At 62.7% G+C, this 13342-nt stretch carries 12 protein-coding genes; 5 read left to right on the plus strand and 7 right to left on the minus strand.

From position 1 onward, the window contains the following. Entirely contained in the window at positions 1-1317 is a 1317-nt protein-coding gene (locus tag AC5LXX_RS30600; protein WP_322084516.1) for a replication initiation protein, read from the plus strand. A gap of 97 nt (positions 1318-1414) precedes the next feature. Here AC5LXX_RS30600 and AC5LXX_RS30605 read toward each other — a convergent pair whose 3' ends face one another. The 4 genes from AC5LXX_RS30605 to AC5LXX_RS30620 form a co-directional block, all read right to left on the minus strand. Beyond that, on the minus strand, positions 1415-2446 hold the full coding sequence (locus tag AC5LXX_RS30605) for a ParB/RepB/Spo0J family partition protein (protein WP_493413884.1): 1032 nt from the start codon (positions 2444-2446) through the stop codon (positions 1415-1417). Next, positions 2439-3134 carry an AAA family ATPase gene (locus AC5LXX_RS30610; RefSeq protein WP_011350423.1) on the minus strand — a complete coding sequence of 232 codons (696 nt, stop codon included), beginning with the start codon at positions 3132-3134 and terminating at the stop codon, positions 2439-2441. Before AC5LXX_RS30610 ends, AC5LXX_RS30605 begins: the two co-directional genes overlap by 8 nt. 1817 nt (positions 3135-4951) lie before the next feature. Further along, positions 4952-5968 carry an AraC family transcriptional regulator gene (locus AC5LXX_RS30615; RefSeq protein ID WP_493413885.1) on the minus strand — a complete coding sequence of 339 codons (1017 nt, stop codon included), beginning with the start codon at positions 5966-5968 and terminating at the stop codon, positions 4952-4954. 130 nt (positions 5969-6098) lie between these two features. Continuing rightward, positions 6099-7223 carry an MBL fold metallo-hydrolase gene (locus AC5LXX_RS30620; protein WP_493413886.1) on the minus strand — a complete coding sequence of 375 codons (1125 nt, stop codon included), beginning with the start codon at positions 7221-7223 and terminating at the stop codon, positions 6099-6101. An 83-nt stretch (positions 7224-7306) separates the two neighbouring features. On the opposite strand from AC5LXX_RS30620, the gene AC5LXX_RS30625 reads away from it, so the two are divergent. Both AC5LXX_RS30625 and AC5LXX_RS30630 read left to right on the plus strand, forming a co-directional pair. Beyond that, positions 7307-7963, plus strand: a complete 657-nt coding sequence (locus tag AC5LXX_RS30625) for a TetR/AcrR family transcriptional regulator (protein ID WP_493413887.1) — start codon at positions 7307-7309, stop codon at positions 7961-7963. Positions 7964-8074: 111 nt separating this feature from the next. Next, on the plus strand, positions 8075-8566 hold the full coding sequence (locus AC5LXX_RS30630) for a flavodoxin family protein (protein ID WP_493405977.1): 492 nt from the start codon (positions 8075-8077) through the stop codon (positions 8564-8566). 69 nt (positions 8567-8635) lie between these two features. On the opposite strand, the gene AC5LXX_RS30635 is transcribed toward AC5LXX_RS30630, so the two are convergent. Then, positions 8636-9220, minus strand: coding sequence for a DUF2889 domain-containing protein (locus tag AC5LXX_RS30635; protein ID WP_493414312.1), 585 nt, complete (start codon positions 9218-9220; stop codon positions 8636-8638). Positions 9221-9840: 620 nt separating this feature from the next. Here AC5LXX_RS30635 and AC5LXX_RS30640 point away from each other — a divergent pair. Further along, positions 9841-10524, plus strand: coding sequence for a ProQ/FinO family protein (locus AC5LXX_RS30640; protein WP_493414313.1), 684 nt, complete (start codon positions 9841-9843; stop codon positions 10522-10524). Positions 10525-10976: 452 nt separating this feature from the next. Beyond that, positions 10977-12038 (plus strand): DMT family transporter, encoded by a 1062-nt coding sequence (locus AC5LXX_RS30645; RefSeq protein WP_493413888.1) that lies wholly within the window; start codon positions 10977-10979, stop codon positions 12036-12038. 109 nt (positions 12039-12147) lie between these two features. Here the strand turns inward: AC5LXX_RS30645 and AC5LXX_RS30650 are convergent, their stop codons facing one another. Together AC5LXX_RS30650 and AC5LXX_RS30655 are read right to left on the minus strand one after the other, a co-directional pair. Then, on the minus strand, positions 12148-12738 hold the full coding sequence (locus tag AC5LXX_RS30650) for a nitrogen fixation protein NifQ (protein WP_493413889.1): 591 nt from the start codon (positions 12736-12738) through the stop codon (positions 12148-12150). Between the two features lie 58 nt (positions 12739-12796). After that, positions 12797-13222 (minus strand): TOBE domain-containing protein, encoded by a 426-nt coding sequence (locus tag AC5LXX_RS30655; protein ID WP_493413890.1) that lies wholly within the window; start codon positions 13220-13222, stop codon positions 12797-12799. Positions 13223-13342: the final 120 nt, after the last annotated feature.

Genomic DNA, 13342 nt, shown 5'->3' on the forward strand with positions numbered 1-13342 from the left:
ATGCCGCGCAAGCCCGCAAGCAAAGGCTCCGACAAACAGGTTTCGCTGTTTCAGACACCCGAGCCTCCCGACTTGCTGCGCAAGGCGGTCCAGGCGATTCATATCGCGCCCAAGTCGGGGAAGATCGGGCTGCAGCAGCGCAAGATGTTCAGTTCGCTGATCAAGAATGCACTTCGGCAGGAGGCGTTCGAGCCTGGCCGGACGAGCTTCTCGATCTCGATCGCATCGCTTTCGCACGAGAGCGGACTGAACAGCAACAACACGAAGTACGTGAAGGACACGGTCAACTCGCTGATCAGTACCGTCGTCAACTGGGACTACCTGGCCGCGGACCGTTCGACGGTCTGGAAAGCGTCGGGCCTGCTCGCCGGCGCGGAGCTCGAGCAATCGGTGCTGAAGTACAGCTTCTCCGACCAGATTCGCAGCGAACTGCTGAACCCGGAAATCTACGCACTGATCGATATGCGGATCGCTCGCGAGTTCCGGCGGTCGCACTCGCTCGCGCTGTGGGAAAACACGGTGCGCTACGAAGGGATTGGCATCACCGCGAAGATCCCGCTGCCGAAATTCCGGGACCTCATTCTCGGCCAGGACAAGGCATCGCAGTCGTACAAGGAATACAAGCTGTTCAAGAGCAAGGTCCTGGTGCCGTGTATTCAGGAGGTGAACGAAGTATCGGATCACACGCTCGAGCTGATCGAACACAAGTCCGGCCGCAGCGTGGAGGCCGTGCAATTCAAGGTGACGCGCAAGCAGAGCGCCGATACGGTGGAGGACGGCGACGTCAAGAACGAAGCGCTGGTCGAGGAAGTCGCCAAGTTCGGCATTCCGCGTTCGGAGGCGCGCCGGCTGATCACGCAATACGGCGTGCAGCGCATCAAGGCGGCGATCGCCTATACGCTCAATCGGACTACGAAGAAGAATGCGGCGCCGGTCGACAACGTGGCCGCGTATTTCCGCAAGGCACTGACGCACGGCTATACGCTGGCCGACGGGCAGGGAACCGAGACGGCCGCACCGGCGAAGGAGTCCGCGCAGAGCAAGCAGGAGCAGATTCGCGACAAATATCTGGCGGCGAAGGTCGAGGAAGCCGGCGCGTATTTCCGCGAGCTGGAGATCGACGACCAGACCAAGCTGCTCGAACGCTACAACGAGACGGTAGTGGGCTCGAAAGACCTGACGCTGTCGCCGAAGAAGAAGGCGAGCAAGCTCGCGCAGACCAGCTTCTTCCGATGGCTGGCACTGGATACCTGGGGCGAACCGACCTCGGACGACCTGCTGGAGTTCCTGCTCAAAAGCAGTCTCGCAGGCAACTGATCAGGGCCTCGCGGCCGCGGGTGCGTCGTGCGCCGGACTTTGTGGTCGTCCGGCTTCGCGATGCAAGGCGGATGCGAGGCCTTCTGCTTTTTGCGCGTTACTTTTGCGCGGCCGTCGCCAGCTCGGCGACGTAGGCATCGATGACGGTCTTGAGCTGGTCGGCAAGCGCTTCCTGATGGGACGCGTCGACGCCCTTGAGCTGCAGATCCAGACGGCCGTCGGGGTAAGTCTTCAACTGACCGATCGCGCGCGACTCGAGCGCGAAGTCGTGACGAACGCTGTAACGCGTGCGGCCCGTTTTCTTGTTGCCGTCGCTCTGCGCCCGCAGGAAATTCTCGAGATCGCGGACCGACTTCTTCCGGTCGATCACGGCCGTCAGCAGCCGGTCGGCCGTCGGCTCGCCCAGGCGCTCGAAGATCAGCTTCAGGAAGTACGCTGCCTGCAGGCCGACCACGTCGTTCGCGCTGGCCATCCGCTCCAGCAGCGTGTTGGGCAGTGCGTTGAGCGACAGCGTCTTGCTGATCGATGCCTTGTCCTTGCCGATCTTTTCCGCCAGCGTGTTCTGGTCGGTAAATACCTTCTCGTCGAGGAGGCGCTTCCACGCAACCGCATCGTCGAAGATCGTCTGGCGTTCGTGGTCGTGGTTCGCGCGATACGCGATCGTGTAGAGCTGCTCGGGCGTGTGATCCGTGCGGAACGTGGCGTTGATGGTCTCGTCGCCATTGATGCTCGTCGCGCGCAGCCGGCGTTGCCCGTCGATCACGACGAGCTTGCCGGGAAATTCCGGGAGCCGCGTGACCTTGATCGGCTCGATCTGCCCCTCCCGTTTCAACGTGAGCGCGAGCTCGTGCAGGCTCGATTCCGAGTAGAACACGCGCGGGTTGAACGGGTTCGGGATGCAGTCCTTGACCGGTACCTTCTGCGGCGCGCCAAGATCCGGCGTTTCGGCGGGAGTGGCTGCGGCCGGGGCGCCCGCAGGCGCTGTCTCGACGGCGACATTTGCAACGGCCGCCGGTTCGGGCAGCCGCGTCTCGAGCGCAGCATTTTCTTGCGCGAGTCCGCGCAACAGGCCGGCGGCGAGGTGCAGGTTGCCAGTCGGCTTCTTGTCTTTCGAAGTGTCCTTAGCCATGGGCGGCTCCGGTAGCGCGCGTCGACGCGATGTATTGGGCCATTTCCGTGACCAGCTTTTCGATTTCCGCACGAGCTTCTTTCAGGCCCTTCAGGTATCGATTGTGATGGTGGATCGTGGTGCCGAGCGCGAATGTCTGACGGTAGACCTCGCGTTGAGCGATCTGGCTGTCGAGCAGATGCTCCCCTATTTCTTCCGCTCTTAGAATTTTTAAAATTTCTTCACGCATTTTAGTTTTTCCATTGACACTATTTAGCATCAATGCGGAAGAAAGATTAGGGTTTCGAACGGAACGCATGGACTCGATCATGCGGATCATCGCGACGGTGCTGTACAGGTCGGCCGGCGACGGCGACAGCGGCACCAGGCAAAAATCGGCGACTTCAAGGACGGATGCGATGCGCGGATCTTCGAGGTTGCCGGGACAGTCGACGACGATCACGTCGAAGTTCGCGTCCTGCTTCTTGATCTCGCCACCGATGCCGCGGCCAGCAGGGGCCAGCGAAAGGACCGTCATCGGCAGCGTGTTCTCGCCGCTCGTGACCCAGCGGACGGAAGTGCCTTGAGGGTCGGCATCGATCAGAGCCACCTTGTTGCCGCCGGCTTCGAACGCAGCCGCGATGTTGACGGAGATGGTCGTCTTCCCAGTCCCACCCTTTTGATTACTGACGGCGATCTTGAAAGCCATTAAATTCCTCCAAGGAGTTTTGCGTAATATATGCAGTTACTGCAAAAATGTCCAGAAAAGTATTCAATGCAATGCATATCTTGATGATCATGTGGTTGTCACGTGACAAGTGGGCCAAATGGCTACTTGCCGCTACTTGCCATCAGAGTCGATTGATCGTGTAAAAATAAAATTCCGATCGCTCTACCAATACATTCCTAGAGATTTGAAAAATTCACCTGTTTTAATGTCAACGACGAAGGTGAGGCATTGAAGACGACTGCCGTTGTATTTTTGTATTTCGTTCTCAGCACACTCGGGTACTGATTAACAGGAATCTCGAACGTCGACGAGGTTTGCAGTTGTCACGTGACAAGACGCTAGTAATCGATTCGTGTCGGTGTGGACATCGACAGAAGATCTCAAATCGGGCCGTGGCGCCGACGCCGACAGTTCGGGTTCTACATTCGAAATACGGTTTTGAGTTGTGTATGGCTACCTCCCGCCGAGGCCAGTTGTCACGTGACAAACGACTCGTGGTGTCGACAAGGGTTGGCGATACAGCATCTTTCGAAGATAGTGAAATTGAACAGCCTATAGAGCAGATGCGTAGTCTTCTATTAATGAGAGACTTCCAGGCGGCGATTTGCCGCTGGACGTGGTTTGCCACGCGGTTCGCTGGTGGGTTGTCACGTGACAACCGAAACTGCGGGCGCGGCCTCTTGATCGGCTAGTCGATAGGGCGCCCCCAGTCGTCGCGGGCAGGTGTCTGAGGGTGGCGAGTCTACGAGCGACCTATCGCCCTGTATTCAGCGGTACCACGGACCACCCACTCGAACGTGCGTTTGTCCGAGCATGAAGCACGCGGCCAACCGGGGAGAGCAACTGTCGGCGTGTGGATCTGATGTCATTGATATGTCCCTATTTAATGGCGAGGTACCGTCGTCTCATCTCATCAGACTGCCGGCGGGGGAGGGGTGATGCTTTGGTGTGCGTCGGCGTTGCCGCCAATGCATTCCGGCGTCGACCTACAACCGCGGCGCACAGGAGCGGGTCAATTCGGCGCGAATCCACACGTCGAAGGACTTGCAACCACGCGACCGGGCATGTCGTGAAACATTTTCGAGAAATGGGGCATTCTCGGAAATCCTTGTCTGGCAATGGCTTGCGCTACATTCTTCATGTTGTTTCACGCGAAATGGGCAAGATCGCTCGCGGAAATAGGGGCGCATGGTATTTCCGCCGACTGCTTTCATTGTCGAGCCGGTGAGTCCCACGATTCGTATTATTCAATACGTATTTCGTGGTTTATGAGACGATTTACGGTGACCTAAGCCTGCGGAAGGCAAATTTGCTACTGGTCGGGGTCCATCATGGAACCATGTCGCTGCCCAGATTCGACGCGTAGTCGTGACACTCAACACGAGTTGTCACGTGACAACGCATCATCACATCGGTCGCGCGATCCGACGAAACACGGCGTCTGGGGAGAAGTCGAGCGATAAGAAATCTGTGCCCGAGAACCTGAACGCCGAGGCAGGTGTTGCGATCGTCGGCAGGGATGAGTGATAGCTGTCTGCAACAGACCGGCATCTGGGCTTGGGTGCGTGGCCCCTTGAATGCAGTCATCACCGCGCCCAAGACCTTAAAATGAAATTCCCCGGACCGATGTCGGGCAATTGATCCTGAGCCGGTATTCCTGAGCGGGCATGACACACGCGTTCCATTGCGCCCGCTCGAATCAACGGATTCGATCACACACGCGTGAAACCGATCCAGTCGTTCCGCGAGTCCCGCCAAAGCAGGGCGCCCCGCATCTCAGAGGCTGTTACCCGCGATCAATGACTTGCTGCGATCGACAGAACGACATCCGTTCCGCCGCGCAAGCTATCGATATCTCGCCGCGGTGAGTTGCCGAACAACCGGCTGTATTCCCGATTGAACTGGGTCGGGCTCGCATACCCGACCCTGAACGATGCCGATGCGGCGTCGAGTCGCTCGGACAGCATCAACCGACGTGCCTCGTTGAGCCGTATCCATTTCTGGTACTGCAGCGGACTCATGCCCGTGAGCTGGCGGAAGTGGTGATGGAAGGTCGAACTGCTCATCTGAACTTGTGCTGCGAGTTCGTCGACCCGCAACGACTCGTCATAGTGGGCCCGCAACCACCGGATCGCGCGCGACACGCGGTTGCCCTGGCTACCGGCGGACGCGATCTGACGCAGACGAGCGCCCTGGTCGCTCGTCAGCAGCCGATAGTAGATTTCCCGCTCGACGTACGGGGCGAGAACAGGAATGGCGTTAGGGTCGTCCAGCAACGCCAGCAACCGGTTCAGTGCGTCGTATAGCGGTTCGGTCATGTCGCCGACGACGAGGCCGCGGCCCACGGGGGCATCGTCGTTATCCGGGGCGACCTGCATCATCAATTCCGCCAGAACGTGAAAATCGAGCTTGAGCCCGATCCCGAGAAACGGCTTCTCGTGGCTGGCCTCGATGACCTGCGTCGAACCAGGCAAATCGAGTGACGTGATCAGAAAACGGTTGGCATCGTAAATATAGGCGTCGCCGCTTTGTATGACCCGTTTCGTACCCTGAACGACAAGAGCGAAGCTCGGCTCGACCATGCACTCCATCGGCTGCGTCGGCGCTTCCCTGCGATGAAAACTCAGGTTCGGAATGGTCGTGGTGACGTGATCGGCGCCTTCGGTCCATCTCGCGACGCGCGTTGCGAGCGTTTGCCGTAGTTCGCACATGCGGCTGCGATTGATCGGCTGTTGGTCTGCCTGATTGAATGCATCGATGGCGACGTCGTCGTCTCGTTGGCCGGATGGGTATCGGACGGGTGCCGGGGGCATGACATCTCTATTCAGGTAATCAGGTGGTCAGGCAGGTCGTCGGTGTGCGGCTGCCGGCAACGCATGCGCCTCTCGTCGGGAATCGCGGCATGGCCACGCTCCCGGACGGACGGCGCAACGATCGACGGACCTACTTCGTCGCCTGCGACGCGCAAAGCTGCCAGCGGCGCGATTTCGTTGACGGCGCCGTCGCGCGCTCGTCGACCGTGCGCCACCACCGCTCGCCGCGATGCGGGGCGTCGAGATCGAGGCGTTCACCGATCCTGGGCGTCGACAACTCGATGCCGCGTACGAGAGCCAGCGCCGTGACACGCTCGAACGGTTCCTGCCAGCGATGCATGGCGAGATCGAAGGTGCCGTTATGGATCGGGACCAGCCAGCGTCCGCGCAAATCGATATGCGCCTGAACGGTTTCTTCCGGCTGCATGTGCACATAGGGCCATTGCGCATCATAGGCGCCTGTTTCGATCAGCGTCACGTCGAACGGCCCGAGACGCTCGCCGATCGTCCGGAACCCGTCGAAGTAGCCGGTGTCGCCGCTAAAGAACACACGCAGGCTGTCGTCGACGATGACCCACGATGCCCACAGCGTGCTGTTGCCGTCGAACAGGCTGCGGCCGGAAAAGTGCTGCGCAGGTGTCGCCGTCAGTGTCAGGCCGGCCACGTCGACACTCTGCCACCAGTCGAGCTGACGAACCTTCTTTGCGTCGATACCCCATTCGATCAGGCGATCGCCGACGCCCAGCGTGGTTACGAACACATCGGTGGTTGCGGCAAGCGCCAGTACCGTCTCGCGATCGAGGTGATCGTAGTGGTCATGCGACAGGATCACCCCGCGCAGCGGCGGGAGATCTTCTAGTGCGATCGGCGGTGCATGGAAGCGCTTGGGGCCGATGCGCCGGAACGGCGATGCGCGCTCGGCGAATACGGGGTCGGTCAGCCAGAATTCGCCGCGCAGTTTGAGCAGCATCGTCGAATGGCCTAACCGATACAGGCTGCGATCGGGAGCCGCGTCGAGCGCTGCGCGAGTCAGCGAATCGATGGGCAACGCGCCGGTCGGCACGGTGTTGCGCGGCTTGTTGACCAGCATGTTCCACGCGATCCCGAGCGTCTTGCCGAATCCTTCGACGGGGCGCGGTGCGACATTGGTGAAGCGCTCGCCGTTGTGCTGCGGCGAACCGCCGGACAGCGCACGACCGCGCCGGGCGGCTGCGAAACCCAGAATGCGGTGAATCAAAACGAGGGGCGATGCCATGTCGGTTCGTCCGGAGAATAAAGTACACTAAACAGTGTAGTTTATTTTTGGGATAAGTAAACTGTCCGGTGTAAAATTTTCGTATGGATACCAGTACTCCCCCTCTGCGCCTGACCGATCGAAAGCGCGCGGCCATCGTCGATGCGGCGATCGAGGAATTTCTCGCGACGGGCTACGATGCGACCAGCATGGATCGTATCGCTGCGCGCGCGGACGTGTCGAAGCGCACGGTCTATAACCATTTCCCCGGTAAGGAAACGCTGTTCGCTGCGATCCTGCACAAGCTGTGGGATGCGACGCAGACCGGCGGCTCACCGACCTATCGCGCCGACGTGCCGCTGCGCGAGCAACTGCTCGCGTTACTGGACCGCAAATTGCGCCTGCTGAACGACGAGGCGTTTCTCGCACTCGCGCGCGTGGCGATCGGCGCCGCGATCCATTCCCCGGAGCGCGCGCGCGACATGGTCGAGCGTCTGGGCGAGCGAGAGGAGGACATGACGGTCTGGGTGCGTGCGGCCGCGGCGGCCGGCCGCCTGTCGGTCACCGATCCGGTGTTCGCCGCGCATCAGTTGCACGGCGTCGTGAAGGCATTTGCGTTCTGGCCGCAGATCACGATGGGCCAGCCGCCGCTCACGGCGCAAGAGCAACGGAAAGTCGCGGAATCCGCGGCCGACATGTTTCTCGCGTACTACGCGCGGCCGGACGGCAGCGATGCAATCCGCGCGACGACGCAGGACTGACCATCAGGCACCGGCATGCCCTGCGCGAAGCGCAACCGGCGCGCTGTGTACGAGCGGCGCGCGCAGCACCGATGAGCCGTCGCACCTGAAGCCGAACACGAGCGATTACGCATGAAGACGCTGTTGATCGTCTATCACACGATGACCGGGGGCACGCGGCAGATGGCCGAAGCGGCTGCCGGCGCGGCGCGCGAGCAACCCGGCATCGACGTCAGGCTGCAGCGCGCGGACGCGACGAGCGCAGACGACGTGCTGGCCGCCGACGCTTACCTGTTTGCGACGCCGGAGAATCTCGCGGCGATGTCCGGGCTGATGAAGGACTTCTTCGATCGCTGCTACTACGCGGCGCTCGATCGCGTAAACGGTCGCCCGTATGCGGCAATGATTTGCGCGGGAAGCGACGGACAGAACGCGTTGCGCCAGATCGACCGGATCGCGACCGGATGGCGGTTGAAGAACGTCGCACCCGGCCTGATCGTCTGTACTCACGCACAAACGCCGGAGCGCATCCTCGCGGCAAAGACCATCGACGGCGAGGATCTCGCGCGCTGCGCTGAACTGGGTGCAGGTCTCGCCGCGGGGCTCGCGCTGGGCGTGTTCTGATGACGGTTGCGGTTGTGACGACTTGCCGGCGCGGTTCGAGCGGACGCGCAACCGGCCCAATACCGAACCCTAGTTGCCCTTTGCCGCCGGCGAAGGCCGGTGATATTCAGGCCAAAGACGTTTCACGAGATCGCGCGATGCGCCATACGCGTGGCAACTGTCGATCTTGAGCGGCTTTCCTTCGCTGTCGCGATAGTCGAGCGACGATCGCCGCATGCCGACCATCGTCTGATAGGCCGTGGTGGCGATCGGGCCGAGCAATTCCTTCAGGTGCGTGCACGTATCGCAGGACGGCAGACGCTTGCGAACCTCGCTGTTCCAGCCGGCACCGATGGTCAGCCCGACGAGCGCCTGCAGCGAATCGCCGCCGCCCGGACACTGCGCATACGGATGCGAGCGAATGAACGTCGACACTGCTTTAACGACCATGCCGGCGTCGAAGACGAGCGTTACGCCGAGGTCGTGGATCGGCGACAGCGCGGCGACCGTTCGCGTGCCGCCCGGCGGCGTGAAATCGCTGGTCTTGCGGTCCGCGAGGCAGGCTGTCACTTCGAATAGGCCGTCGCTGCGACGATAGCCGCGCATGTCGATGTGCCGATGGTGAATTTCCTCGCGCGTGATGCCATCGTGCGCGATGTCGTGTCGGGGAACCATGGATCCGCTCCGTTTCGTACAACCGGTTCTTTTCGCAGGCAAAGGCGAACGTCGCCGGCTGACCGGGTGTGCGGCGAAACGGCCCGAAGTGCGCTGCCGACGACGTCGATCCGGCCATAGTACGCATTTTCCGGCATCCATGTACGCGGCGCGATCGATGCGGACACAACGAGTCGAGGGTGCGCGCGGTACCACCGAGGGGCGTACAGGTGACCTGTCGCGCGCCGGGGTTCGACGTCCGTCGTGGGGAATGCAGCACGCCGGATGCGGGCCGGTGCCGCAGCCGGGCCTGGCCCGATTTCCGCGACGTCCTCGAATGGCGTGACATCCGGAAACGTATCCATATAATGCGCAACATGACCGCGCGGACGCCTTTCCGGCCTCCGGGGTCGGGCAAATGCAGACCGGCGAGTCAACCGGCCGCCGCGCGTACCGGTATACTTCCACTCCTGCCTTGTCCGGCATCGTGGCCGGGTGCCTGAAAACAGAGTGGCGTGCGCGATGCGGCCCCGTTGTGTTCCGCATCGGCGGCAGACAGGTCGCCCGCACGGCGGCGAAGCTTTCGAGCCGCGCGGCATGGCCGCACGAACCACACCTTATATTCCTGGTGGATTGAATTTATGGGTTTTGAACAACTTGCCGAATTGCGGGCGCAGCTCGCAGCGAAGGCCAAGCAGGAGCGCAACGCAAAGCGGCCGGCAGCGCCGACGGACGCCGGCGCCAAGCCGAAGTCCGGCGACCAGCCGTCCCGCGTTGCGAAGCCGGGCGCTGGCGCCAAGGCGGGTGCCGGTGCGAAGGCGCCGCATCGCGCGAAGCCTGCTTCGGCCAAGCCGTCGGCGCCGGTCGATCCGGTCATCGTCGCGATCGGCAAACTGCAGCGGAAGTTTCCGAGCGCGTTCCCGAAGAATCCGGCCCCCAAAGTGCCGCTCAAAGTCGGCATCTGGGACGACCTGGCGCGCGAAGCACAGGCCGTCGGCCTCACCGAAGCCGAACTGCGCGAAGCCATGTCGACATGGTGCCGCGGCAACCGCTACTGGTCGTGCCTCGTCGAAGACGCGGTGCGCGTCGACCTGCAGGGCAACGAAGCAGGGCGCGTCACGCATGACGACGCGGCACGGGCACGCCGGCTGAAGGCGCGCCGTCCCGGCAACAAGGGCGCCGCGCAGGCGACCAAGGGCGCGCAGCAGCCGCCGAAGGCCGAGCAGCAGGCCGAGGCCGCTGCCGCACCGCAGGCGGTGGATGCAGCAGAAGTTCAGACCGATGCAGCACCGCAGGTCGAGCAGCAGGTCGCCGGCAACGAGTAACACCGCCGCCGCTGTCTACGGCACGGCGCGTACCCGCATGCACATCGCATGCGACGCATGACACGACAGACTGACCTGCCTCGACAGAGGCAGGTCAGGACTGCCTTCCCGGCGCTTGCCGGCCAGCACACACCTATCCCGCGTCAGACAGGCAACGCATCCCGACGAAGTACACTCGCCAGGCGGTACGGCATGCGCTTGCCATTTCCAGGTCGATGATTTGCATACGTGAATGAACAGATGGATTTGCCAGATAATTCGGTTTCCTAAAAATTATCGGAGCACGATGCGAACGATCCGGTTGGAGTCATCGCGACATCATGACGCGCGATAATCCCGACTGGATCGTCGGGCCGCACGATGCAGCTTGCATTTCGAAAGGTGCGAAAAGCATGCGCCGACACGATCCGAAGTCGCGTCCGCCAATTTTCGATGTCAATTCAAACCGGATCATGAACCCGAGACATTCCGCGATTCTTGTCGCACTTACCGCCGCCGCATTGTTCGGCGCCGCGACACCGCTCGCCAAGGCGCTGGTCGGCACGATGTCGCCGTTCATGGTCGCCGGCCTGTTCTATCTCGGCAGCGGCGTCGGGCTCGGCATCGGGATCCTGCTGCGCAGGCTGCACAACCGTCGCGCACCGATGGCGGACGCCGCGCCGCTGCAGCGCGCCGACCTGCCGTGGTTGGCCGGCGCGATCGTCGCGGGCGGCGTGGCCGGCCCGGCGTTGCTGATGCTCGGGCTGTCGAGCACGCCGGCGGCGACGAGTGCGCTGCTGCTCAATCTCGAAGGCGTACTGACGGCCGTCATCGCGTGGGTCGTGTTTCGCGAGAACGTGGATACGCAGGTGTTTCTCGGCATGGTCGCGATCGTCGCCGGCGGCACGCTGCTGTCGTGGACGCCGGGCCGGGCCGGCGTGCCGGTTGGGGCGCTGTTGATCGTCGGCGCATGCCTGTGCTGGGCGATCGACAACAACCTGACCCGCAAGGTCGCGGCGAACGACGCAATGGTCATCGCATGCTTGAAGGGGCTGATCGCCGGGCCCGTGAACATCGGCATCGCGCTGGCGACTGGCGCGACGCTGCCCGTCATACCGGTGGCGGCCGCCGCGATGCTGACGGGGCTCGGCGGCTACGGGATCAGCCTCGTGCTGTTCGTCGTCGCGCTACGCCATCTCGGCAGCGCGCGCACCGGTGCGTATTTCTCGATCGCGCCGCTGTTCGGCGTTGTGCTGTCGTTGCTGATCTGGCCCGCGCTGCCGCCGGCAACTTTCTGGGTCGCCGCCGCGTTGATGGCGCTCGGCATCTGGCTGCACGTGCGCGAACGGCATGAGCATACGCACGAGCACGAGCGGCTCGAGCACACGCACCGGCATCGGCACGACGAACATCACCAGCATACGCATGACTTTGCGTACGACGGCGACGAGCCGCACTCGCATCCGCACGTGCATCTGCCGATCACGCACAGCCACGCGCACTTTCCCGATATTCATCACCGGCATCGGCATTGACCGCAGTCGTGGACGGCAGGCAGCGCGCGCCGCAAGGTGACCGTCTATGGGATGCGTGCCGCGCACCTGTCCACGATGACGCAATTGGACAGCCCGGGCCGCCGTGAGGCTATCGCACGTGCGGAAAACAGAAGCCGAAATCCTCGCAGCCGGGGCATCCCGGCGCGGGACCCGGCGGCACACCGAGCGAGGCCGCCACTTCCTGTGCGAGGAATTTCTTCCAGCGCATGTGGGTGACGTTGCGCGCGGCGAGTGCAGGGAAATAGCGATCGAGCATCGCGGATACCGCGTCGCGCCCGTCGAGCCCGAGATCGCGCCACAGGTGGTCGGGGCGCAGGCACGCATGCGCGACGATCGATGCGACACAGTCGGCATCGTCGCGGGTGACGGCGGGATTTGCATCGTTCATCAGCCGCGCTTGAAGCGCCGCGACGAACTCGGCGTGGGCCGCTGGCAGTCGTGCCAATGCGACCGTCGGCATGAGTGCGGCGATTGCAGCAGGCGTCAGGTACGGAAACTGCCGGGCAAGCAGGCCGGCGAACTGTCCGGGAGACAGGCCCAGCAGCGCGAGTTCGTTGCGGCACGCGCGTGCAGTGATGAGTGCACCGAACAGCCGTGCGTCGGGTGTGCCGGCACGGGCCGCCGCTGATTGCAGCGATTGCAGCGCCTGTTCATGCGCGCGATCGAACGAGGCGGTCATCGTGTGTCTCCGCATGACAACTGCGCCGCGCGAATACGCGGCGCGGATCGGTTCGCGATCACTCGACGCCGACGATCACGCTGGATGCCTTGAAGATCGCGGACGCAGCCGAGCCGCTCGCGAGGCCGAGACGATCGACGCTGTCGTTGGTGACGATCGCGACGATCTCGGCACCGCCCGCGGCCTTGATCACGACCTCCGCATTGACCGCGCCCTTCGTGACCGACGCGACGGTGCCTGCGACGCAGTTGCGCGCCGATACCTTGCTGCTGTCGACGTCGACCATCACGATGACCGACGACGCCTTGACGAGTGCGAACGCCTTCGTGCCGGCCGCGAGGCCCAGCGAAGCTGCGCTGCCGTGAGTGATCACGGCGACGATGTCGAGGCCGTCCTGCGTGCGGAGCGTGATTTCGTCGTTGACGGCACCGGGCTTGACGGCACCGACCTGGCCGGCGAAATGGTTGCGGGCGCTGGTTCGCATGATGGATCTCCGAGTGATGCCGCTGCCGGAGCGGCAACGGCAGGTGAATGAAAATGTGTCGATCAGCTTACCGTCAACGCGGGTGCCTGTCGTCCTCCGGATGCCATGGCGCGAATCAGG

It is taken from the genome of Burkholderia torrens, assembly GCF_984668525.1.